This window comes from Reyranella sp. (assembly GCF_030651995.1).
Lineage (GTDB): Bacteria > Pseudomonadota > Alphaproteobacteria > Reyranellales > Reyranellaceae > Reyranella.
Map to the genome: position 1 here is coordinate 16,836 of NZ_JAUSBN010000083.1, position 22,349 is coordinate 39,184.

The 22,349-nt window shown below is 67.0% G+C and carries 26 protein-coding genes; 16 read left to right on the forward strand and 10 right to left on the reverse strand.

The features are described from left to right. Positions 1-22 precede the first annotated feature (22 nt). The 7 genes from Q7V45_RS25380 to Q7V45_RS25410 all read left to right on the forward strand — a co-directional run bounded on the left by Q7V45_RS25380 (position 23) and on the right by Q7V45_RS25410 (position 3,786). Positions 23-997 (forward strand): tripartite tricarboxylate transporter substrate binding protein, encoded by a 975-nt coding sequence (locus tag Q7V45_RS25380; RefSeq protein ID WP_304857136.1) that lies wholly within the window; start codon positions 23-25, stop codon positions 995-997. Positions 998-1,199: 202 nt separating this feature from the next. Further along, a complete protein-coding gene (locus Q7V45_RS25385) occupies positions 1,200-1,355 on the forward strand; it encodes a hypothetical protein (protein ID WP_304857137.1) in 156 nt (51 codons plus the stop codon). Between the two features lie 80 nt (positions 1,356-1,435). Then, positions 1,436-1,606, forward strand: coding sequence for a hypothetical protein (locus tag Q7V45_RS25390; RefSeq protein ID WP_304857138.1), 171 nt, complete (start codon positions 1,436-1,438; stop codon positions 1,604-1,606). A gap of 138 nt (positions 1,607-1,744) precedes the next feature. Continuing rightward, complete coding sequence (locus tag Q7V45_RS25395; RefSeq protein WP_304857139.1) at positions 1,745-2,143, forward strand: DoxX family protein; 399 nt, start codon at positions 1,745-1,747, stop codon at positions 2,141-2,143. A gap of 147 nt (positions 2,144-2,290) precedes the next feature. After that, positions 2,291-2,629 (forward strand): Lin0512 family protein, encoded by a 339-nt coding sequence (locus tag Q7V45_RS25400; protein ID WP_304857140.1) that lies wholly within the window; start codon positions 2,291-2,293, stop codon positions 2,627-2,629. Between the two features lie 15 nt (positions 2,630-2,644). Then, entirely contained in the window at positions 2,645-2,998 is a 354-nt protein-coding gene (locus Q7V45_RS25405) for a Lin0512 family protein (protein WP_304857141.1), read from the forward strand. A 5-nt stretch (positions 2,999-3,003) separates the two neighbouring features. Further along, the gene (locus tag Q7V45_RS25410; RefSeq protein ID WP_304857142.1) at positions 3,004-3,786 is read left to right on the forward strand and encodes a glutathione S-transferase family protein; all 783 of its coding nucleotides are present in this window, start codon (positions 3,004-3,006) and stop codon (positions 3,784-3,786) included. A 7-nt stretch (positions 3,787-3,793) separates the two neighbouring features. Here the strand turns inward: Q7V45_RS25410 and Q7V45_RS25415 are convergent, their stop codons facing one another. The 4 genes from Q7V45_RS25415 to Q7V45_RS25430 all read right to left on the reverse strand — a co-directional run bounded on the left by Q7V45_RS25415 (position 3,794) and on the right by Q7V45_RS25430 (position 6,811). After that, a complete protein-coding gene (locus tag Q7V45_RS25415; protein WP_304857143.1) occupies positions 3,794-4,018 on the reverse strand; it encodes a hypothetical protein in 225 nt (74 codons plus the stop codon). A 66-nt stretch (positions 4,019-4,084) separates the two neighbouring features. Continuing rightward, on the reverse strand, positions 4,085-4,612 hold the full coding sequence (locus Q7V45_RS25420; RefSeq protein ID WP_304857144.1) for a UGSC family (seleno)protein: 528 nt from the start codon (positions 4,610-4,612) through the stop codon (positions 4,085-4,087). Positions 4,613-4,623: 11 nt separating this feature from the next. Beyond that, positions 4,624-5,679, reverse strand: a complete 1,056-nt coding sequence (locus tag Q7V45_RS25425; protein WP_304857145.1) for a hypothetical protein — start codon at positions 5,677-5,679, stop codon at positions 4,624-4,626. 52 nt (positions 5,680-5,731) lie between these two features. Further along, positions 5,732-6,811 carry an LLM class flavin-dependent oxidoreductase gene (locus Q7V45_RS25430; protein ID WP_304857146.1) on the reverse strand — a complete coding sequence of 360 codons (1,080 nt, stop codon included), beginning with the start codon at positions 6,809-6,811 and terminating at the stop codon, positions 5,732-5,734. Positions 6,812-6,911: 100 nt separating this feature from the next. Here Q7V45_RS25430 and Q7V45_RS25435 point away from each other — a divergent pair, with 100 nt between their 5' ends. The 9 genes from Q7V45_RS25435 (at position 6,912) to Q7V45_RS25475 (ending at position 17,252) form a co-directional block, all read left to right on the forward strand. Then, complete coding sequence (locus Q7V45_RS25435; RefSeq protein ID WP_304857147.1) at positions 6,912-8,525, forward strand: gamma-glutamyltransferase family protein; 1,614 nt, start codon at positions 6,912-6,914, stop codon at positions 8,523-8,525. Positions 8,526-8,702: 177 nt separating this feature from the next. Next, positions 8,703-10,298: an ABC transporter substrate-binding protein gene (locus Q7V45_RS25440; protein ID WP_304857148.1), complete on the forward strand. Its 1,596-nt coding sequence runs from the start codon at positions 8,703-8,705 to the stop codon at positions 10,296-10,298. Between the two features lie 108 nt (positions 10,299-10,406). Beyond that, on the forward strand, positions 10,407-11,342 hold the full coding sequence (locus Q7V45_RS25445) for an ABC transporter permease (protein ID WP_304857149.1): 936 nt from the start codon (positions 10,407-10,409) through the stop codon (positions 11,340-11,342). Next, positions 11,339-12,193, forward strand: coding sequence for an ABC transporter permease (locus Q7V45_RS25450; protein ID WP_370692660.1), 855 nt, complete (start codon positions 11,339-11,341; stop codon positions 12,191-12,193). Before Q7V45_RS25445 ends, Q7V45_RS25450 begins: the two co-directional genes overlap by 4 nt. A gap of 10 nt (positions 12,194-12,203) precedes the next feature. Beyond that, complete coding sequence (locus Q7V45_RS25455) at positions 12,204-13,181, forward strand: ABC transporter ATP-binding protein (protein ID WP_304857150.1); 978 nt, start codon at positions 12,204-12,206, stop codon at positions 13,179-13,181. Next, positions 13,174-14,151, forward strand: a complete 978-nt coding sequence (locus Q7V45_RS25460) for an ABC transporter ATP-binding protein (RefSeq protein WP_304857151.1) — start codon at positions 13,174-13,176, stop codon at positions 14,149-14,151. Before Q7V45_RS25455 ends, Q7V45_RS25460 begins: the two co-directional genes overlap by 8 nt. Before the next feature lie 15 nt (positions 14,152-14,166). Then, positions 14,167-15,381, forward strand: a complete 1,215-nt coding sequence (locus tag Q7V45_RS25465) for an adenylate/guanylate cyclase domain-containing protein (protein ID WP_304857152.1) — start codon at positions 14,167-14,169, stop codon at positions 15,379-15,381. Positions 15,382-15,448: 67 nt separating this feature from the next. After that, positions 15,449-15,931: a Dps family protein gene (locus Q7V45_RS25470; protein WP_304857153.1), complete on the forward strand. Its 483-nt coding sequence runs from the start codon at positions 15,449-15,451 to the stop codon at positions 15,929-15,931. Between the two features lie 10 nt (positions 15,932-15,941). Continuing rightward, positions 15,942-17,252, forward strand: a complete 1,311-nt coding sequence (locus Q7V45_RS25475) for an ABC transporter substrate-binding protein (RefSeq protein WP_304857154.1) — start codon at positions 15,942-15,944, stop codon at positions 17,250-17,252. On the opposite strand, the gene Q7V45_RS25480 is transcribed toward Q7V45_RS25475, so the two are convergent. The 6 genes from Q7V45_RS25480 to Q7V45_RS25505 are packed head-to-tail and all read right to left on the reverse strand — an operon-like array spanning position 17,243 to position 22,348. Then, entirely contained in the window at positions 17,243-18,100 is an 858-nt protein-coding gene (locus Q7V45_RS25480) for a 5'-nucleotidase, lipoprotein e(P4) family (RefSeq protein ID WP_304857155.1), read from the reverse strand. The two genes, Q7V45_RS25475 and Q7V45_RS25480, sit on opposite strands and share 10 nt — an antisense overlap. Continuing rightward, complete coding sequence (gene add, locus Q7V45_RS25485; RefSeq protein WP_304857156.1) at positions 18,097-19,056, reverse strand: adenosine deaminase; 960 nt, start codon at positions 19,054-19,056, stop codon at positions 18,097-18,099. The genes Q7V45_RS25480 and add overlap by 4 nt, the downstream gene beginning before the upstream one ends. Continuing rightward, a complete protein-coding gene (locus tag Q7V45_RS25490) occupies positions 19,053-19,844 on the reverse strand; it encodes a phytanoyl-CoA dioxygenase family protein (protein ID WP_304857157.1) in 792 nt (263 codons plus the stop codon). The genes add and Q7V45_RS25490 overlap by 4 nt, the downstream gene beginning before the upstream one ends. Next, positions 19,841-21,163 (reverse strand): thymidine phosphorylase, encoded by a 1,323-nt coding sequence (gene deoA, locus Q7V45_RS25495; RefSeq protein ID WP_304857158.1) that lies wholly within the window; start codon positions 21,161-21,163, stop codon positions 19,841-19,843. The genes Q7V45_RS25490 and deoA overlap by 4 nt, the downstream gene beginning before the upstream one ends. 1 nt (position 21,164) lies before the next feature. Beyond that, complete coding sequence (locus Q7V45_RS25500) at positions 21,165-21,956, reverse strand: purine-nucleoside phosphorylase (protein ID WP_304857159.1); 792 nt, start codon at positions 21,954-21,956, stop codon at positions 21,165-21,167. Next, on the reverse strand, positions 21,953-22,348 hold the full coding sequence (locus tag Q7V45_RS25505; RefSeq protein WP_304857160.1) for a cytidine deaminase: 396 nt from the start codon (positions 22,346-22,348) through the stop codon (positions 21,953-21,955). The genes Q7V45_RS25500 and Q7V45_RS25505 overlap by 4 nt, the downstream gene beginning before the upstream one ends. Between the last annotated feature and the right edge of the window lies 1 nt (position 22,349).

The following is a 22,349-nucleotide window of genomic DNA, read 5'->3' on the forward strand; positions in this document are numbered from 1 at the left end:
CAAGACGTGAATGGAGGAAACGATGAAGCGGCGTACCCTTCTGGCCGGCGCGGCGATGCTGCCGCTCGGCCTTCCGCTCCAGGCCCAAGAGGCCTGGCCGTCGCGGCCGATCACCATGATCGTACCGTTCCCGCCCGGCGGCGTGGCCGACATCACGGGCCGGCCGACGGCGCATGTCATGGGCAAGCTGCTCAAGCAGTCGGTAGTCGTGCAGAACAAGGGCGGCGCCGGCGGTTCGGTGGGCACCGCACAGGCCGCGCGCTCGGCACCCGACGGCTACACGATCCTGATGGCGCTGTCGTCGATCTCGGTCCTGCCGGTGGCCGATCGCCTGCAGGGCCGCACGCCCGCCTATGAGCTCGACCAGTTCGCGCCGATCGCCCTGATCAGCGCCGACCCCACGGTGCTCGTCGTTCGCGAGGACGGCCCCTACAAGACGCTGAAGGATCTGGTCGAGGCCGCGAAGGCCAAGCCCGGGACCATCAACTATGGCTCCTCCGGCGTGTACGGCACGCTGCACGTGGCGATGGAGATCTTCGCCGACGCCGCGGGCATCAAGCTGTTCCACATTCCCTACCAGGGCGGCGGCCCGGCAGTCGCGGCGCTGCTCGGCGGCCAGATCGATGCGCTGGCCTCGGGCCCGTCGGCGGCCATCGGCCAGATCAAGGCCGGCAAGATGCGCGCGCTCGCGGTATGGGGCGACAAGCGGCTGGCCTCGCTGCCGGAAGTGCCCAGCATGAAGGAGCTGGGCTACGACGCCACCTTCTACATCTGGTCGGGGCTCTTCGCGCCCGCGGCCACGCCCTCGCCGATCCTCATGACGCTGCGCGACGCGGTTCGGCGCACGGCCGAAGATCCGGAGTTCAAGGAGGCGATGGCCAAGGTCGAGACCCCGATCGCCTATCTCGACGCTCCCGCGTTCAAGACCTTCCTCGACAAGGACGCCGCACGACTGAAAGTCGCCGTGGAGCGCATCGGCAAGGTACCGGAGAAATAGGAAGCGCTCTCCGTCAAGACACCGCGGCCGCGACGGCAGTCTGTGCACGTCCGACTGCATGAAGATTCGCTGCAACTGCGTACTTCTTGTTCGACCTTCGGCACCGCAAGAAACGGCAGGACGTGCAACTCCTTTCCCGAGGGCGGCGTTTGGTAAGCAGCGGTCGCCAGTCCGGCGATCGCGGCGAACATGGAGAAACGCCATGAACGACCAGAAGCAGAACCCGTCGCAGCAGCCGGATCGCGATCGCCAGCAGCGCGAGCAGGTCCAGCGCGAGCAGCAGCAGAAGCAGAACCAGCAGCCCAATCAGCCGGGCCAGCCGGGTCAGCGCCCGCAGCCGCAGAACCAGGAACGCTAGACCTTGGTCCAGGACAGTCGAATGCCCGCCTCACGGCGGGCATTCGTTTTGGCATTTGCGCGAACGAACAGGAGAGATCGATGACGTTCCAGGCCGCCGACCCGCCGCGTGAGATTCCCGCCGTACCGCCTGTGCCCGGCAAGGTCGATCCCGTGCCGCCGGAGATGCCGGCCCGGCCCGATATGCCGATGCCGGAGGATCACCCGACGCCCGTCCCGCATCCGTCGGGCCCACCCAGCCCGATCGCCTGAGTCGGCGTGTGCCTTCTTGTTCCGCGCTCGCGACAGCTTCACTGACGGGTTGGTAACCCGGTCACCAATGTGTCGCTTGTCGGAATATAGAGCCGCATTCAGGATGAGGCCCCGCGTTCTGTTTGGAGAAGTACTGCCATGAATTTCGACGCACTCGGCGCAGCCTGGGCCCCGCGCCTGCTCAGTATCGTGCGCATAATGAGCGGACTTCTCTTCCTCCAGCATGGCACCGCCAAGCTGCTGGCGTTTCCCGCCGGCGCCGTTCCGCCGAATTTCACGCTCATGTCGATGCCGGGCTATGCGGGCATGATCGAGTTCGTCTGCGGCATCCTGCTGGTCATTGGGCTGTTCAGCCGTCCGGCCGCCTTCATCGCTTCCGGCATGACGGCCGTTGCCTACTTCATGGTCCACGCACCGATGGGCTTCTTCCCGATCCTCAACCGCGGTGAGCTCGCGGCCCTCTACTGCTTCGTCTTCCTCTATCTCGCCGCGGCCGGCCCCGGCCCCTGGAGTATCGACGCCGTGCGCCGGAAGTAGGGCTTAACGCGCCTTCGCCGAAACGCTATGGAACGAACGGACGGCTGCCTCGTGCAGCCGTTTCGTCGTGTGCACGACCGACAAGACAGAACAGGCGGCGCGTTCGTGTCCCCGCGGGCCTCGCGAAGCCCTGAACAGGAGATTGTCATGGCGCTGAAGAAGGTGGCCCTCGAGATCGGCATGGGCACCGACATAAGGGGTGGCGACTACACCAAGGCCGCGGTCCGTGCCCTGCGTGACGCGCTGTGGCACAACTCGCTCACCGTCGCGACGGCGCTCGGCAAGTCGAGCGACGACATGGTGGTCGAGGTCCTGATCGGCGTGCCCCAACCCGACAAGGTCGACACCGCCCAGGTGCTGGCGGTGCTGCCGCACGGCACCGGCACGGTGAAGGTCGTCGAGGGCGGGCTGGAGATCGAAAACGAAGCCGGCACGGACAAGACGGTGATCGCGCAGGCGGCCGCCATCGTCCGGCTCGACCTGTAAAGCGGAGCCAAGACCATGACCGCCAAGCGCGTGATCCTCGAACTCGGCACCGGCAACGATCTGCACGGGGGCGACTATACCAAGGCCGCCCTGCGCGCCGTACAGGACGCCCTGCACCATTCCTCGCTCGCAATGATCCGGACCCTCAGGGTCGACACCAAGACCGGCATGTTCGTCGACGTCACGATCGGCGTGCAGCAGCCCGACAAGGTCGACGCCGAGAAGGTTAAGGCCTCGCTGCCGCACGGCATCGTGACGGTGAAGGTGGTCAAGGGCGGGCTCGACATCGCCGATCCCGAGAACAACGACCCGGCGGTGATCGCCAGCGCCGCCATCGCGGTCCGCATGGAGATTCCTCAAGCGAAGTGAGCGCCATGCTGCTCTATGAACATCCGCTGTCCTCCTATGCCCAGAAGGTGAAGATCGCGCTGCGCGAGAAAGGTCTCGACTTCACGGTCGAGACGCCGGCCGCGCTGGGCACCGGGACGGCCGGCGGGGCGTTCGCCGCGGCCAGCCCGCGCAACGAGGTGCCGACGCTGATCGACGGCGAGGCACGCATCTTCGATTCGACGATCATCCTCGAATATCTCGACGACAAATATCCCTCGCCGCCCCTGCTGCCGCGCGACCCGGCGGCGCGCGCCGAGGCAAGGATGATCGAGGATCTCTGCGACACGCTCTACGAGGCGGTGAACTGGGGCCTGAGCGAGATCCGCTGGTTCAAGCGCGCCGAGGGCGAGCAGGCGGAGAAGATGAAGGCCACGGCGGCGCGCCAGACCGCCCAGTTGCAGGCCTGGCTTGCGGGCAAGCTGGGTGACCGGCCGTGGTTCAACGGCGCGAGCTTCGGCTGGGCCGATCTCAGCGTGGCGCCGTACCTCAACCGCTCGTTCTTCTATGGGCTGGGAACACCGGCCGGCTCAACGCTGGCACAGTGGCGCGAACGGCTCATCGAACGTCCGTCGGTTGCCGCAACCTTCAAGGAGTTCGAGGCCGCCGCCGCCGGCATGGCAAGCGCAGCCGAGCGGCTCGCCTCGGGACAGATCCGACGCGAGTACCGCGATCATCGCCTGGAATGGATGATGAAGTCGGGCGGCCAGCAGGTCGTTCTCGACGGCCTGGCCAGAAACAACATCCGCTTCACCTGGCCGCTGGGCTGAAGAAGCCTCAGCCGCGGGCGGCGCGGCCCATGAACAGGAGGCCCGCACCGGCAATCACGGCGACGATGCCGGCGATCGTCGGGATGGGAATCGTGCGCTGTTCGTCGGCCGTGATCTTGAGCGGGCCGGCATCGACGATGGTCTTGCGCTCGGTGAAGGAGATGTTGTCGATCGCCAGACCGGCGATGCCGATCGCGATCAGTAGTACGCCCACAATTGCCATCGGCTTCATGCCGTAAACTCCTTATCGGTTCCCCGGACAACGCAAAAAGCCGTCCAGGGTTGCCGAGTGGGGAATTCAGGCCTTCGGCCGGACCAGCATCGCCAGGCCCTGCTCGATGGCCGTGCGGGCCATGGCGCGGAGCTGGTCGTCGGTCGCGCTGCTGACCGGATGGCCGATCTGGGCAAACGCATAGCCCGGCATGCCGAGCACGCGGCTCATCATGTCGGCGGCACTCGCGAACCGCGTGGTCATCACGCTGAACGCAGGCACTTCCAGTCTTTCAGCGGTAACTGAGTCGTGCAGACTGCACGATGAGCAGCTCCCTCAATCTCCCAGGCCCGAGACGACGGCATCCCAGCCCTTGATCTCGGCCACGATGTGAGGATCGGCCGGCGCGCTGTAGTTCGACTTGGTGCGGCTCACCACCTGGGCGACGCCGTATTCCTCGCGCAGGATCTGGTCGAGGTGCCTGAAGAAGCCCTTGGTGCCTTCCTTGCCGTTGGAGATGAAGCCGATCGTCTTGCCTTCCAGCGTATCGAGGCGCGGGGCGAGCTGGCCGGCCGGCGGGGCGGTGCCCGGCGTGGGATCGAGAACTTCGAACATGGTGTTTCCTCTTACTTCTTGGGAGGTTCGCAATCGACGCAGACGCCGATCGGCAACGTCACGGCATAGCTCTTGTTGCCGAGCCAGGGCGGGATGACGGCACCAAAGCCGCCGGCCGGGCCGCCCGCCGCCACGACCAGGAGCTGGTCGGGCGAATCCATCGCGGTGTAAACGCTGTCGCCACGATCACGCACGACGGCGCCCTTGCCGACATCGGCCCATTCGCGGCGATGGATGCGGGCGCGTTCATGGATGAAGGTCGCGATGTCGGCCTTGGTCCAGCCGCCCGCCTGCAGATGCTCGCGCAGCTGCTTGGGGATGATCAGGGCGTAGTTGCCGGGATGGATCGAGTAGTGGCGCATGTTGGCGCGCATCTCGGCCGCGAAGGTCTCGAGGATCTCCTCCGGCTTGGTCGTCCATTCGTTCATCAGCTGGCGCGGCGCGCCGGCCGCCAGCACGGTCACGGAAGACGCGCCCTTCGGCACGCCGCGATGCTCGGCCAGCGGCAGCCAGGTCGTGTCCTCCTCGTCCTCGGCGACGCAGTAGCTGAACTTGCCGGGATGGCCGAGGGTCGACCGGTCGATCACGCCCGGTCGGTCGTCCAGCAGGTTGATCAGGCAGAGCCGGATGGCGCGGCCGATGACCGCCGTCGCGCGATCCGAGTTGGCGAGCGCGTTGAACGAGCCGCTGGCGCCAATCTCGAGCCGGATCGGTCCGTTCAGGATCACCAGCACCGCGCACCCACCAGTGCTCGCCGTCGCACCGTGCATCAGGAATTCTTCCTGCATCATGGCAGTCCAGGCCGTCACGACGACCGGGAAGTGCATGGGCAGGCAACCCGCCATCACGGCGTTGATCGCGAGCTTCTCGGCGGTGATCGCGAGCCCGCGCACCGGCTCGATCCCGATCAGCTGGTCGGGCGGCATCATCACCCACTCGAGGCACGCTTCTACCGCCTCGCGCGTCGGCGGGACGATGGGCAGACCGTCGGTCCAGCCGTTGGAATGATAGAGCTCCTGAACGGCCGAGATGCTGTCGGCCGAGTAGGATCGGGATGCAAACTGCACGTTGTTTCCTCCACCTTTCACAGTAGCGCGTCGGGCGTCGTCTGACGATGAACTAGGCGGCCAGCATGCGTTCGCGGTTGCGCTCGCGCAGGATCGGCATGATCCACTTGCCGAAGCGCTCCGCCTCCTCGTCGTGCAGATAGCCCGAGAGGCAGAAGGAGTGGCAGCCGAGGTCGATGAACTTCTGCAGGGTATCGGCGCACTGCTCCGGATCGCCGACGATGGCGATGCCGGCGCCGGGGCGAACCTGGGTGATGCCGGTCCACAGGTGCGGCTCGATCGTCTCACCGATCGCGGCCAGCTCGCGCACGCGGCGGTTGGCCTCCGAGGTGGCGAAGCGTTCCTTCACGAAGGCCTTCTGCGCCTCGCTGGCATGTTCGACCAGCCCATGGGCGAAGTCCCAGGCTTCCTTCTCGGTCTGGCGGCAGACGACCTGCAGGCGCATGCCGAAGCCGATCTCGTTCTCGCGGCCGTGGCGCGCCGCCATCGACTTGATCTCCGCCATGTTGGCGCGGATGCGCTCGTAGGTATCGCCCCAGAAGAGATGCACGTCGGAATGCTTCGCCGAAATCTCCCAGGCCTGCCTGGACCCACCGCCGAGATAGAAGCGCGGATGGGGCTGCTGCAGCGGATAGGGCCGGATCTGCGCGCCCTTGAGCTGATAGAATTTGCCGTCGAAGTTCACCGGCCCGCGCGTCGTCCACAGCGCCTTCAGGATCGAGACTTCCTCGTCCATGATCTCGTAGCGCTCTTCCTTGCCCCACTTGATGCCTTCCGACGCGTTCTCCGCCTCGCTCTGGCCCGCGATCAGGTTGATGCAGATGCGCCCCCCCGAGAGCTGGTCGAAGGCGGTGATCATCTTGGCCAGCAACACGGGATTGATGTAGCTCGGCCGCGCGGCCACCAGCATCCGCATCGACCTGGAGCGCGCCACCATCATCGCGCTGGTGATCCAGGCCTCCCAGCACGCGGTCTGGACCGGCACCAGCATGTATTCGAAGCCCGCCGCCTCGGCCGCGCCGACGATCTTGTCGAACAGTTCGAGCGACGGCGGCACCAGTGAGCTCGGCAGTCCATAGGCGGTGGTGTCGCCCGCGGTGGGCAAGAACCAGCCGAATTCGAGTTTGCGCATGAGATCCGTTTCCTTCCGCTGGCAGCTTAGCGCAATTCAGTGTGGTCGCGACCGTCTGGAAACGGCACGATCCGCGCCACCTTAAGGGAGAGACGGGCAGATGCTGCAACATGGTAAGCGTCCGACAATCGCATCGCGGCACGGCATGGTCGCGGCGGCCCATCCGCTGGCGGCGGCGGCCGGTGCGCGCATCCTGTCGAACGGCGGCAACGCCTTCGATGCGGCGGTCGCGACGGCAGCGGCACTGAACGTCGTCGAACCCTACATGTCGGGCCTTGCCGGCCGCGGTGTCGCAACCTGCTACATCGCCCGCGAGAAGCGCGTCCGCACGCTCGACTTCGTCGGGCCGATCTCCAGGAACTTCCCGGTCGACAAGCTCAGCAACCGTTCGCAACTGCAGCGCGGTGCCGTGGCGGTGGGCGCGCCGGGCAATCTCGCCGGCTGGTGCGAGCTGAACCGCGCGCACGGCAAGAAGAAGCTGCCCGAACTTTTCGCGCCGGCGATCGCCATTGCGCGCGATGGCTTCCAGCTGATCGAGTTCAACATCGAGGAGATCCAGGGCGTCGCCGGCGAACTGGCCGGCTACGAGGCGCTGCATCCGGAATGGTCGCGGGTCTATACCGGCGGCGCCGGCAACGTGACGCCAGGCTACGTGCTGAAGCAGCCCGACCTGGCCCGCACGCTCGAGGCACTCGCCAACGAAGGCCCCGGCCTGCTCTACGGCGGCGCGCTGGGCCAGAAGATCCTCGACCGGCTGACCGAGCTGGGCGGCTGCCTGGTGATGGACGACCTGCTGGACGCCAAGGCGACCTGGCGGGACCCGGTCTCCGTCACCTATCGCGGCCGCACCGTCCACGTGCCCCCGCCACCCTGCGAGGGCTTCCAGTTCCTGCTGACGCTGCGCATCCTCGAAGGCTTCGACCTCGCCGCGATGAAGCGCAATTCGACGGAGCATCTCGACACGGTGCTGCGTGCCGTCCGCCTCGCCGCCGGCGTTCGCATCGCGGCCGGCGTGCCGGCGCCGCAGAAGCTGGCGGAGATCCTCTCGGACGCCCATGTCGAGACGTTGCGCGCCCGGGTGCGCGACGGCAAGCCGGTGATCGGCCCGACCGAACAGTGGACGCCGCCGCAGCAACCGGTCTCGCCGACCGACGAGAGCCACACGACGTCCTTCTCGATCGCCGACAGCGACGGCAACCTGATCTGCCTGACGCAGAGCCTGGGCAGCGTCTTCGGCTCCGGCGTGGTGGTGCCCGGCACCGGCCTCTGCCTCAACAACTTCCTCTACTGGGCCGACGTGAACCCGCAGAGCCCCAACCGCGTGAAGCCGGGCGACCAGCTGCCGATGTGCATGGCGCCGTCGATCTCGACCAAGGATGGCACCCCGATCCTCGCGCTCGGCACGCCGGGCAGCTACGGCATCCTGCAGACCCAGCCGCAGGCCATGGTTCAGCATGTCGATTTCGGCCTGCCGCTGCAGCAGGCAATCGAGGCGCCGCGTGGCCGCCTGACCGATGGGGCGGAAGTGTACCTCGAATCGCGCCTGCCGCCGCAGATCCATGAAGACCTGCGCAAGCTCGGCCACAACGTCACGACCGGCCCGGAATGGACGATGAAGGTGGGCGGCATGCAGGGCGTCGCTGTCGATCCCGACACCGGCATCTTCACCGGCGGCTGCGATCCCCGCCGCGACGGCTATTGCGTTCCGGCCTAGACCTGACCGGACGAAGCAGAATCACTCTCCTCGTCGTTCAAATGGGGGAGGTGGCGACGCTTGGGTAATGCCGCTCTCGCGACATGGTTGTGACCGGCTCAGGCATTCCTCTTGCACGGAGAGGCAAGGCAAGATGGAATGCACTCCAACGAGAATGTTCACGAGGGGGATGGGTTGATGCGTAAACTGGCATGGCTCGCGATTGCCGCGATCGCCGTCATCGGCGCCGGCACGGCGAATGCGCAGCAGACGCCGCGCAAGGGCGGCACGCTCCGGATGACGGCACCTTACGCCGCGAGCTTCGGCAGCCTCGACCCGCACGTGACACCGCGGGCCCAGGACGACATCGTCGGCAAGGCGCTGCAGCGCTCGCTCTACAACTGGGACACCGCCGCCAACAAGCTGTCGCTGGAACTGGCCAAGTCGGTCTCGGTGTCGGCCGACGGTCTCACCTACACCTACAAGCTGCGCGACGACGCTTTCTTCCACAATGGCCGCAAAATGACGGCCGACGACGTGATCTTTTCCTTCACCCGCATCATGGACGGCAGCAAGGGCTATCCCGGCGCCCGTTACGTCCGGCTGATCAAGGGCGCGGTCGATGTCGAGAAGGGCACCGCCAAGGAAATCTCCGGCCTGAAGAAGGTCGACGATTACACGCTCGAGATGACGATCACCGACCGCGTCGACCCTGGCTACTATTTCTTCGGTGGCTCGACCGCAATCCTGCCCAAGGAGGAGGTCGCGAAAGGCAATTACGCGTCGAACCCGGTCGGTCTCGGCCCCTTCAAGTTCAAGGAGCACATCCCGGGTTCGCGCGTCGTGATGGATCGCTTCGACAAGTTCTACAAGACGGGCCAACCCTACCTCGACAAGCTCGAGGTGCTGATCATGGCCGAGGCCGCGGCCCGCGACGTCGCCTTCCGCAACAAGGAGATCGACACCTCGATCCTGGGCCCGGCGCAGTACGTCGCCTATCGCGCCGATCCGCAGCTCTCGAAGGGCATCCTCGAAGTGGCCGAGATGTTCACGCGCTCGATGCACATCAACCTGAACTCGATCAAGCCCTTCCAGGACAAGCGGGTGCGTCAGGCAATCAACTATGCAATCGACTCCAACTTGATCATCTCGCGCCTGGTCAAGGACAAGGCCTATCGCGCCACCAGCTGGCTGCCGCCCTCGTCGGCGGCCTTCGACAAGACCATGAAGCCCTACCCCTACGATCCGGAGAAGGCCAAGAAGCTGCTGGCCGAGGCGGGCTTCCCCAACGGCTTCGAGTTCGAATGGACCACCAGCCAGAACGAGAGCTGGGGTCTGCCGATCGTCGAGGCGGTGATCCCGATGCTGGCGCGCGTCGGCATCAAGGCCAAACCCAAGCTGGTCGAGGTCACGGTGCTGACCGAGATCCTGATGAAGGGCGACCACCAGGCGCTCATCGGATCAAGCCTTACCGGGCCCGATTCGCTCGCGACGCTGCGCTGCTACTACTCCAAGACGCCGCGCACGGCTTGCAACTACACCGGCTTCAACAATGCCGAGTTCGACAAGCTGCTCGACGCGGCGGCCCAGGAAGGCGACATGGCCAAGCGCGACGAGATCCTGAAGAAGGCCAACAACCTGCTTTACGACGAGGCACCGGTCTGGTTCTTCAACTACAACAAGGCGGTCCTGGCCTTCCAGCCGTGGGTCCACGGCCTGCAGCCCAACCCGACCGAGATCACGCACCAGTACCCGGAAAACATCTGGGTCGATGCCACCTCGCCGGCCAAGTGACGGTGTCGAAAACACCGTCACCCCGAGCGTAGTCGAGGGGTCTTTCTTGTCTTTGGTACATGACGGATCCCTCCGCTCGCTTCGCTCGGTCGGGATGACGGGCTAACCATGCTCCTCGTCCTTGGCCGCCGCCTCGCCAACATCATCCCGACGATGCTCGCCGTCGTGGCGCTCGTCTTCCTGCTCTTCTCCGTCCTGCCGGGCAGCTTCATCTCGGGCATGAACGAGGACGGGCGCTCGACCATCGACCCCGCGGTCATGGAGCGCATGCGCAAGGAGATGGGCCTCGACGATCCGCTGATCGAGCGCTTCGCCAAGTACGTGGCCGCGACCGCCACGGGCGACCTCGGCATCTCGTTTCGCACCCGCGAGCCGGTCACCAAGATGCTGGCCGGCCGCATCTGGCCCTCGCTGAAGCTGGTCTTCGCGGCCATGACCTTCGCCATCCTAGTCGGCGTCACTCTGGGCTTCCTGGCCGCGCTCAAGCCCGGCAGCCTGATCGACACCGCCGCCATGGTCGGCGCCATTTCCGGCCTCTCGCTCAGCCAGTTCTGGTTCGGCCTGATGCTGATGTACCTGTTTGCGTTGAAGCTCCAGTGGTTGCCGAGCTTCGGCTACGGCGATGGCGGCCTGCGCAACCTCATCCTGCCGGCGATCGCGCTGGGCGTGGGCCCGATGGCCCTGCTGGCCCGCACCACGCGCGCCGCGGTGCTCGACGTGCTCAACGCCGACTTCGTCCGCACCGCGCGCAGCAAGGGCATGAGCGAGCGCCGCGTCGTCGAGTGGCATGTGCTGCGCAACGCGCTGGTCCTCGTCATCACCATCGTCGGCCTGCAGTTCGGCTCGCTGATGGGACAGGCGGTCGTCGTCGAGAAGCTGTTCGCCTGGCCGGGCGTCGGCTCGCTGATGGTCGACTCGGTGTTCCAGCGCGACATGCCGACGGTCCAGGGCTGCATCCTGATGATCGTGCTGTTCTTCCTCGTCATCAACACGCTGGTCGACCTGGCCTACGTCGTGATCGACCCCCGGATCCGGTACCGATGAGCCTCGCCCTTAAGCTTCCCCGTCTGCGCCTGAAGGGCGGGTCCTCCCTTTGGGTCGGCGGCGGGCTGGTGGCCATCGCCATTTCCTCCGCCATCCTGGCGCCGTGGATTGCGCTGACCGACCCGGTGCTCGACGCCAACCTGATGAACGCCGAACTACCGCCCAGTTGGGAGTTTCCCTTCGGCACCGACGCACAGGGCCGCGACATCTACTCGCGCATCGTCTGGGGCGCCCGCGTGTCGCTGAGCGTCGGCATCATCAGCCAGATCTGCAACAGCCTGATCGGCGTCACGCTCGGCCTCACCGCCGGCTACTGGGGCGGCTGGTGGGACGATGTGGTGAGCGGCCTCACCAACCTGATGCTGGCGATCCCGTCGCTGGTCTTTGCGCTGGCCATCATGGCGATCCTCGGCCCCGGCCTCGTCAGCCTCGTGATCGCGCTCGGCCTCACCAGTTGGTCCTATTCCTGTCGCATTGCGCGCGCCCAGGTCCTGTCGCTGAAGAGCCAGGGCTACATCCAGGCCGCGCGCATCCTGGGCTATGGCGACCTGCGCATCATGTTCACCCAGGTCCTGCCCAACATCCTGGGACCGCTCATAGTGATCGCGACCCTGGGTATGGGCGGCGCCATCCTGGCCGAAGCGGCGCTGTCCTTCCTCGGCCTCGGCATCCGCCCGCCCTTCCCGAGCTGGGGCAGCATGCTGTCGGAGGCGCGCGACCAGATCACGACGGCGCCCTGGCTGTCGGTGTTTCCAGGCCTCGCCATCTTCTTCACGGTGCTGGGCCTCAACCTGCTGGGCGACGGCCTGCGCGACTATCTCGACCCGCAGTCGACGACGCGACGCGGATGAGGCCACGCGCATGACGACGCCTCTGCTCAAGGTCGAGAACCTACGCATCGCGCTGGCCGGCGACGGCGTCACCTACGACGCCGTCGAGAACGTCTCGTTCGAGATCGGCCGTGGCGAGGCCTTTGGGCTGGTGGGCGAATCGGGCTGCGGCAAGAGCATCACAGCACTGTCGGTTATGGGCCTGCTGCGCCGGCCGCTGTCGCTGGCCGGCGGCAGGGTCATCCTCGACGGAAAGGAGATCCAGAACGTCTCCGCCGCCGAGATGCGCCGCCTGCGCGGCAAACGCATCGCCATGATCTTCCAGGAGCCGATGACGGCGCTCAATCCGCTGTCGCCAGTCGGCCGGCAGATCGCCGAGATGTTCGTGCTGCACCAGGGCGCCAACTGGAACGAGGCGATGGACCGCGCCGAGGACGCGTTGCGCCAGGTCCGGGTGCCCTCGCCCGAGCGGCGCATCAAGGACTATCCGCACCAGCTCTCGGGCGGCATGCGCCAGAGGGTGATGATCGCCATCGCGCTGGCCTGCGGCCCCGACCTGCTAGTCGCCGACGAGCCGACCACGGCGCTCGACGTCACGGTACAGGCCGAGATCATCGACCTGATGGCCGAACTCTGCGCCGCCAAGGGTACCGCCGTGCTGATGATCAGCCACGATCTCGGCCTGGTCGCCAACATGTGCCAGCGGGTCGCCGTGATGTATGCCGGCCGCATCGTCGAAAGCCAGGTGGCCGATGCCATCTTCGCGGCGCCAACCCATCCCTATACGCAGGGGCTGATCGATTCCCTCCCGCGCCTCGGGGAACGCGCCCGGCGCGGCCGCCAGAAGCTGCGCGAAATCTCGGGCGTCGTGCCGTCGATCGCCAACTATCCGGCCGGCTGCCGGTTCAATCCGCGCTGCCCCGCCGTCACCGAAGTGTGCCGATCGGTCGTCCCCGAGGCCACGCCGCTGCCGGCCGAGGGTGTCGTGAGGTGCCATCACCATGGCTGAGTCCCTGCTTTCGCTCGACGGCCTGGCCGTCCACTTCAAGGTCGGCAACGCGCTGGCCGGCGGCATCAAGACCCTGAAGGCGGTCGACGGTGTCACGCTCGACGTGAAGCCCGGCGAGTGCCTGGGCCTCGTCGGCGAATCCGGTTGCGGCAAGTCCACGCTCGCGCTGGCCATTATGGGTCTGCTGCCGCCGACGCGCGGAACCATCGGCATCGACGGCCATCAGATCTCCGGCAGCACGCCGCCCGACCGCATGAAGATGGCCCGCACGGTGCAGATGGTCTTCCAGGACCCCTATGCCTCGCTCAATCCGCGGCAGACGGTGCGCCGCACCCTGGCCGATCCGCTGCGCCTGCACGGCATCACAGACAAGGCCGAGGTCGAGACGCGGGTGATCGACATGATGGCCAAGGTCGGTCTGCGCCCCGAGCAGGCTGACCGCTATCCGCACGAATTCTCGGGTGGCCAGCGCCAGCGCATCGGCATCGCGCGTGCACTCATCCTGAAGCCCAAGCTGGTGCTCTGCGACGAGCCGGTGTCGGCGCTCGACGTCTCGATCCGCGCCCAGATCATCAACCTCCTGCTCGAGCTCAAGGACGATATGGGGCTGGCCTACATCATGATCAGCCACGATCTCGGCGTGGTCGAACATGTGAGCGACCGGGTGGCGGTGATGTATCTCGGCCGCATCGTCGAGCAGGGCGGCTGGCAGGAGATCTTCGAGAATCCGCGCCATCCCTATACGCGCGCGCTGATCGCCGCGATCCCCGACCCGTTCCACCGTGCCGCGATCAGTGCCGATGCGAAGGCGCGCGGCGAGATCGCCAGCGCGCTCAACCCGCCCCCAGGCTGCCATTTCAATCCGCGCTGCCCGCTGAGGGCCGACATCTGCACGGCCGAGTACCCGGCGTTCGGCGAGGTATCGCCCGGCCATCGCGCAGCTTGTCATTTCCGTGACCGCGTGAGTTGATGGGGCAATCGTCCCATGGCTCCCCTCGACACCGACATCCTTCTCGACTGGATCGTTCGCCGCGGCCTTGAGGGCGCTGGGGGCTCCCAGCTGGTGCGAGAGTTCAGCGAACGGTGCAACGAGGCAGGGCTCGCACTATCGCGTTCCCTCGCGTTCATCGATACGCTGCATCCCGTGCATGAAGGCACCGTCTATCGCTGGCGCAGCGATGACGTCGAGGAGAAGGCCGCCGTTGAGTATGGCCGCAGCAACGAAGGCGAGGGCGCCGTATCTTGGCAGCGAAGTCCTTTCTATCACCTGCTGCAGACGGGCGGCGAGGAGTTGCGCCGCCGCATCGGCTTTGGCGAGCCAGCCGACTTCACGATCATTCAGGAAATGAAGGATCTCGGTCATACCGACTACATCGTCTTCATTCATCGTTTCGCCGACGAGGCCACCATTGGCGAAATGGATGGCGTCTACTCGGCTTGGTCGACGCGCCATCCTGACGGTTTCAGCGAGGCAAATCTGATTGCGTTGCGCCGCCTGGTGCCGGCGCTCGGCCTGGCGATCAAGAGCGCGGCCCTGGCGCGCGTGGCCGACACGCTGGTCCAAGTCTATCTCGGACGCGATGCCGGCCGGCGGGTGCTGAAAGGAAGCATCCAGCGCGGCGTCGCGGACCGGATCGAGGCGGCCCTGTGGTTCTCCGACCTGCGCAGCTACACCGCCATCACCGACACCGCGAAACCCAGCGAGATCATCCCGCTCCTGAACGATTATGCCGAGGCGGTGATCACCTCGATCCACGAGGCCGGCGGTGACGTGCTGAAGCTGATCGGCGACGGCACGCTCGCGGTCTTTCGCGCCGACGATCCGGCCGAAGCCTGCCGCTGCGCGATGCGGGCCGAGGAGAATCTGCGGACCCGGATGAAAGAGCTGAACGAACGACGCCTCGCCGCGGAGCAACCGGTCACGACGGCCTATGTCGGCCTGCACATCGGCGAGGTCTTCTACGGCAATATCGGCAGCGTCGACCGTCTCGACTTCACGGTGGTGGGACCCGCGGTCAACGAGACCAGCCGCATCGCCTCGATGTGCCGCTCGGTCGACCGGCCCGTCCTCGTCTCTTCGACCTTTGCCGAAGCTCTTCCCGCGGAGGAACGCGCCCCCCTGGTCTCGGTCGGCCGGTTCGCGCTACGCGGCGTCGGCAGGGCGCAGGACCTGTTCACGATCGATCCGGAGCTGCTCTGATCTCTGGTATGGTTGCCGATGGCGCGGACGCTGCTACGTTCGCGGCCTGACTTCAGAGGAGCAGCCCATGGCCAAGACACCCGCCATCTCGATCGGCATCAAGGAAACGGACCGCAAGAAGATCGCCGAGGGCCTCAGCCACCTGCTGGCCGACACCTACACGCTCTATCTCACGACCCACAATTTCCACTGGAACGTCACGGGGCCGATGTTCACGTCGCTCCACACGATGTTCATGACCCAGTACACCGAGCTCTGGAACGCGGTCGATCCGATCGCCGAGCGTATCCGCTCGCTGGGCTATCCCGCCCCCGGCTCCTACGGCCAGTTCGGCAAGCTGAGCTCGCTCGCCGACGCACCGGCCAAGCCGCCGAAGGCGCTGGAGATGGTGAGCATCCTCGTCGCCGGCCACGAGGCGGTGGCGCGCACCGCGCGCGGCATCTTCCCGGTGGCCGACAAGGCCGGCGACGAGCCGACGGCAGATCTGCTGACCCAGCGCCTGACCGTGCACGAGCAGTCGGCCTGGATGCTGCGTTCGCTGCTGGAGTAGCCTCACCAACATGCCCCGCACCAGACGCCGCCGCCTGTTGAGGCTGGCCGGCGGCAGCGCTGCCGCGTCCATGGCTGCCATCCTGACCACCGGCCGCATGCCGGCGCTGGCGCGGCAGAGAACGGTCCACTGGTTGAAGTGGGTCGACTTCGTCCCCGCGTCCGACGCGCTGCTGCGCGGAGAGATGCTGCCGGAAGCCGAGCGGGCCCTGGGCATCAGGATCGTTCTCGAGACGGTCAACGGCAACGACCTGCAGCCGCGTGTGACCGCCGCGATCAAGTCGGGCGCCGGCCCTGACCTGGTCATGGCCTTCAACGAACAGACCTACCTCTATGCCCGCGCCGCGGTCGATCTCACCGGCATCGCCCAGTCCGTCGCGCAGGCCCAGGGCGGCCTCTACCCCTATGCCCGCGCGACCTGCAGCGACGGCGACGCGTTCATGGCCCTGCCGTGGGCCGTGATCGGCAGCATGATCGCCTATCGCCGATCATGGTTCGAGGAAGCCGGCGCAACCGCCTTCCCCACGAGCTGGCCCGAATACCTCGACATTGCGAAGAAGCTGAAAGCGCGAGGCCGCCCGATCGGCCAGACCCTGGCCCATACGCTGGGCGACACACCCGGCTTCGCCTATCCCTTCCTGTGGTCATGGGGCGGCATGGAGGTCGATCCGGCCGGCAGGGTGATCCTCGATTCGCCAGCGACGCTCGAGTCGGTGAAGTTCATGCAGGCATTCTGGAAGGACGCCTGCGACGAACGCGGCTTCGGGTGGGACGATACCGGCAACAACCGGGCCTTCCTGTCCCAGGCCATTTCGGCGACGCTCAACGGCGCCTCGATCTACATCGAGACGCTGCGCCGGCCCGAGCGCTACCGGACCGCCGATGGCACGCCGCTGAACAGGGACATCCTGCACGCGCCGCTGCCGGCGGGGCCAGCGGGGCAGTTCGGCATGCACCTGCTGCAGTCGAACATGCTGATGAAGTATTCCAAGAACCAGGAGGCAGCCAAGGAGTTCCTGACGTGGATTCATGCCGAGACGAACTTCGAGAAATGGTTCGTGTCGCAGAAGGGCTTCTCGACACCCTGCACCGAACGGTGGGAGGGTCACGCGGCCTGGACAGACGATCCCGTCATGGCGCCCTTCAGGTTCGCAGCGAAGCTTGGCCAAGCGCCCGGCCGGGCCGGCCCGCCCAACACCAGAGCAGCGGAAGCGCTGTCGCAGTACGTCATCTCGGACATGTACGCCAAGGCCGTGCAGGGCATGCCGGCCGATGAGGCCGTGAGATGGGCCGACGGCAGGCTGAGGAAGATCTACGGCTGAGCCGGCCCCGCCCACGAGTCCAGCGCGTCCCACTTCGCCTTGCGCTGCTCGCCGCGCGGCTTCTTGAAGTCATGGCCGTACGGCGCCGTGTCGAACGAGCCATAGGTCGGGTTGGGCAGCATCAGCCACTGCCTGCCCCAGTAGGGCATGCCGGCCTCGAACGCCTTCACCCGCTCGGCCTCGCTGCTGCGATAGCGGTCGTCGAAGTCGCCGAGGTTGTCTCCGATGTTCAACAGGACGCGATAGTCCCTGGCGATCGTGGCACGGCGCGTGCTCTTGGCGCCGGTCCACTCGGGCTTCTCGCCCTGCATCAGGAACGTGTCGACGTTGCCGCCCAGGGGAAAGCCGAGCTTCGCCATATTCTCGCGCGTATCCGTCTCGGTCTCCGCCCCCCGGTTGGTGACGTAGAACACCTTCACGCCCTTCGACTCGGCGTACTTCGTGAACTCGACGGCGCCCGGAATCGCCGCGGAAATCCGGGCGGCGCAGAACTGGTTCCAGCTCTTCGTGCTGAAGCTCTGGTCCGCCCGCATCAGCCAGACCTGGTACTTCGAGTTGTCGAGCACGGTCTCGTCGACGTCGAGCACGACCGCCGGCGGCAGGTTCTGGAAGTCGCCCGTCTGCTCGCCCGGGGCCGCCGTCCAGCTCCTGTCGGCCAGCGCCTCGTCGAGACGCAGGCGCGCCAGCGCATACACGGTCAGTGCATTGGCCTTGTATTCGACGGCGCGCTGCATCCACAAATTGGCCAGCAGCAAGTCGTGCGCCGGCGCGACATCCTGGGCGCGGACCGCGCCACCGGAGAGCACGGCGAGCAGAAGACCGAGCAGCAGAGTCTTGCGGGCGGTCATGGCAATATCCTCTCCAGCAACTGCCGCCTGGTCGCCTCGTCGGCGAACGACGCCTCGATCGTCGTGCGGGCGATGCCGCGAAGCTGTCGCTCGTCGAGACCGGCCAGGTCGTATTCGGTGCCCAGCGTCGTATGAAAGAAAGGCGGATCGTCGGAGTTCAGCGTGACCCTGACGCCCGCCGCGATCAGACGGTGCAACGGGTGCGAGGCACGGTCGGGGTAGAGGCCCAGGGCGACGTTGCTGCCGGGACAGACCTCCAGCACGATGCCGCGCCGCGCCAGCTCCTCCATCAGGGCCGGATCGTCGGCCGAGCGCACGCCATGGCCGATGCGCGTCACCGGCAGGTCCCGGATCGCGGCCCACACGCTCTCCGGCCCCACGACCTCGCCGGCGTGGACGGTGCAGCCATAGCCGTTCTCATGCGCGAGGCGGTAGGCCGGGGCGAAATCGACGGGTGCGAACTTGGCCTCGTCGCCGCCCATGCCGAAGCCCACGACATAGGGATGCGGCTCGGCCAGCATGGCGCGGACCATCGCCTCGGCCCGTTCCGGTCCGAGATGCCGGATGCAGATGATGATGATGCGGCCCACGATGCCGAACTCGCGGCGGGCGTCGTCGATGCCCTGCGCCAGCGCCTCGAGCCAATGGAGGTAGGAGATGCCCAGCGCGGCCGGCCGTTCGGGCGAACAGAACATCTCGACATAGACCGCGCCCTCGCGCGCCGCCCCCGCGAGATAGGTGTAGATGACGTCGCGGAAATCGCGCGGCGTCTTCAGCGCCGTGCAGACCCGGTCATAGGCGTCGAGGAAGCTCCAGAAATTCGTCCAGGCGTAATGGCCGTTGGCATCCAGCAGGTTTGGCGGCAGCACCAGGCCATTTCGTTCGGCCAGTTCGAGGGCGAGCCTGGGCGGGATCGAGCCTTCGAGATGACAGTGGATTTCGGCCTTGGGAATCACGCGAATCCTCGGAGCGGCAGGTCGGGGCGTTGCAGCCAGTTGTCGGCCGGATAATCGGCCCGCCCGTCGATCAGGTGCAAGCCGTAGGCCTGACGCGGCCGTGACGAACGGTTGGCCGTGCTGGCATGCGGCAGGAGTCCATGCAGGACGACGAGCGTGCCGCGCCGAACCTCCAGGGGCACCGGCTCGACCGGCGGCCACGGCGTCGAGTCGATCGTACGGCTGACGAGTTCCCCGTCCTGATAGCCGAACCACTCCCGCAGCGGCCCGCGATGGGCACCCGGCAGGGCGACCAGGCAGCCATTGTCCCGGTCGGCGTCGTCGAGGGCGATCCAGAAGCCCGTGACGCTGGGCGGATCGGTGCGCAGATAGGTGGCGTCCTGGTGCCAGCCGACCTCGGCACCGACATGCGCCTGCTTGAAGAGATACATGGACTGCAGGAGGAGCGGCGCCTCGAGGCCGAGACAAGCCGCGAGCGCGGCGAGCCGGGGCTGGCGCGAGAAGCGGTCGAACACCGGATCGAGATCGTGCAGGGCATGGCCAATCTTGTTCAGCTGGTCCGATGCGTCCGCCTCGACGAAGAAGCGGATGTCACCACCCGAGTCGCGGAAGTAGCGGTCGCGGGCGTGGGACTGATCGCCGGTCGAGAAGGCCGTGGGAGCGGCACCCGGTTCGAAGCCGGCCACGAGCTCGGCGGCCCGCGCCTTGAGCGCCTCGCAGTCGGCGAGTGGGACGAAATCCGGCAGGACCAAGAAACCATCGCGCGCGTAGGCGTCGAGGTCGATCACAGCGCGACCCGTTCGAGGATCGCGGGCGTCTCGGACGGCGCGGCCTCTTCGATGCGGACGGCTCGGCGTATCAAGGCAATCGCCGCGTCGGCGTCGGCATCGCTGGCGGCATGGACGAGGCAAAGCGGCTCGCCGCCCTCGACCCGCCGGCCGACGTCCACAAACCCGGTGAGACCGACAGATGTATCGATGGCATCGTCGGCATGGCGGCGGCCGCCGCCCAGTTCAACGACGGCGATGCCCACCTGGCGGGCGTCCATGCCGGCGACATGACCGGACCGCTCGGCCGTGCAGGGCTTCACGACCGGGGCATGGCCCAGATAACGGGCGCTGTGTTCGAGGAAATCGCCGGGACCGCCCAGCGCCGACACCATGCGGGCAAAGGTCTCGGCGGCGCGACCGTCGGCCAGGACGGCCTCGGCCCTGGCCCGCCCCTCGCCAGCGTCCGCCGCCAGTCCGCCCAGCACCAGCATCTCGCCCGCCAGCGCCATCGTGACCTCGTGCAGGCGCGGCTCGCGCGCGCCGCTTCCGGTGAGATAGGCGACGGTCTCCGCGACTTCGAGCGCGTTGCCGACCTCACGGCCCAGAACCCGATCCATGTCGGTGATCAGCGCCACGGTCGGCAGTCCGGCGCGGTTGGCGACATCGACCAGGCTCCGTGCCAGGTCGCGCGCCATCTCCTCGGTGTCGCAGAAGGCGCCGGAGCCGCACTTCACGTCCATCACCAGCCCGTCCAGCCCTTCGGCGACCTTCTTGCTGAGGATCGAACTCACCAGCAGCGGGATCGATTCGACGCTGCCGGTGACGTCGCGCGTCGCGTAGAGCCGCCGGTCGGCGGGCGCGAGATCGTCGGTCTGGCCGATCACGGCGCAGCCGACCTCGCGCACGACGCGGCGGAACGTGTCGATGTCGGGTTGGGTCTCGTAGCCCGAGATGGCCGAGAGCTTGTCGAGCGTGCCTCCGGTGTGGCCGAGACCGCGACCGGAGATCATCGGCACGAAGGCGCCGCAGGCGGCCACGATCGGCGCCAGCATCAGGCTCACCTTGTCGCCGACACCGCCGCTCGAATGCTTGTCGAGCACCGGCCCCGGCAGGGCGAGGTCTCGCCAGTCGAGCATGATGCCCGAACGCGCGAGTCCCAGGGTCAGCGCGACCCGTTCCGGCACCGACATGCCGCGAAAGAACACGGTCATCGCGAAGGCCGCCACCTGGCCCTCGCTCAGGCCACCGTCGTGGATGCCGCGCACGATGAAGGCGATCTCCTCATCGGAGAGTTCGTGCCCGTCGCGCTTCCGGCGAATGATCTCCTGCGGCAGCATGTCAGGCGCACCGTTCGAGGAAGGTGCGCAGGACGAGGCGCACCTTGTCCGCCGCCGCGGTCGCCACCGAGAGCGTCTGCTCATGGGCGAGCGCGCCGGGCACGAGGCCGGCGGCATAATTCGTCATCAGCGACAGCGCCGCCACCTTGAGGCCGGCATGGCGCGCTAGGATGGTCTCGGGGGCCGTCGACATGCCGACGGCATCGGCGCCCAGCACGCGCGCGGCACGGATCTCGGCCGGCGTCTCGAAGCTCGGCCCGCTGAAGAAGATGTAGACGCCCTCATGGCAGACGACGTTGGCCGCCCGCGCCGCTTCCATCAGCTTCATGCGCAAAACCGGATCGTAGGCGTCGACCATGTCGACGAAGCGGCTGTCGCCTGTCCCCACGCCGAACAGCGGATTGACGCCGGTGAAGTTGATGTGATCGCTGATCGCCATCACCGAGCCCGGCGGCATGTCGAGCCGCAGGCTGCCGGCCGCATTGGTCTGCAGCAGGATCTCGCAGCCCAGTCCGGCCATCGCATCGATGGCGCCCTTCATCTCGTCGGCCCGGCCGCGCTCATAGTAATGCGCCCGGCCCTGCAGCACCGCGACCGGTGTCGACCCGACATGACCCAGCACCAACCGTCCGGCATGACCGCCCACCGTCGGCTGCGGGAAGCCCGGCAGGTCCGCATAGGGAATCGTGGCAATCGCCGCGACTTCCTCGACGAAGCCGCCGAGGCCGGAGCCGAGGATCAAGGCGACCTTCGGCCGAAAGCCCGGGGCTGCGCGTTCGAGCACGTCACTCACGGCTGGGCGAAATGCTGCGGACCGAAGGACATCGGCAGGAGCTGCCCCAGGGTCACTGTGCGGCGCAGCCCGTCGGGCCCGCAGAGATGGACCGGCACGTCGTCGGCCGCAAACTCGCGCAGCTTCTGCCGGCAGCCGCCGCAGGGCGTGATGACTTCAGGACCGGGACCGACGACGACGCATTCGAGGATTCGCTTGTGACCCGCCGCGACCAGGGCCGCGATGGCTCCGGCCTCGGCGCAAAGCCCCTGCGGATAGGCCGCGTTCTCGACGTTGCAGCCGCCGTGGATCGAGCCGTCCTCGGCGCGCAGCGCGGCGCCGACCTGGAACTTCGAGTAGGGGGCATGGGCGCGCAGCATCATCCGTTGCGCCAGGTGGAGAAGGTCGTTCATC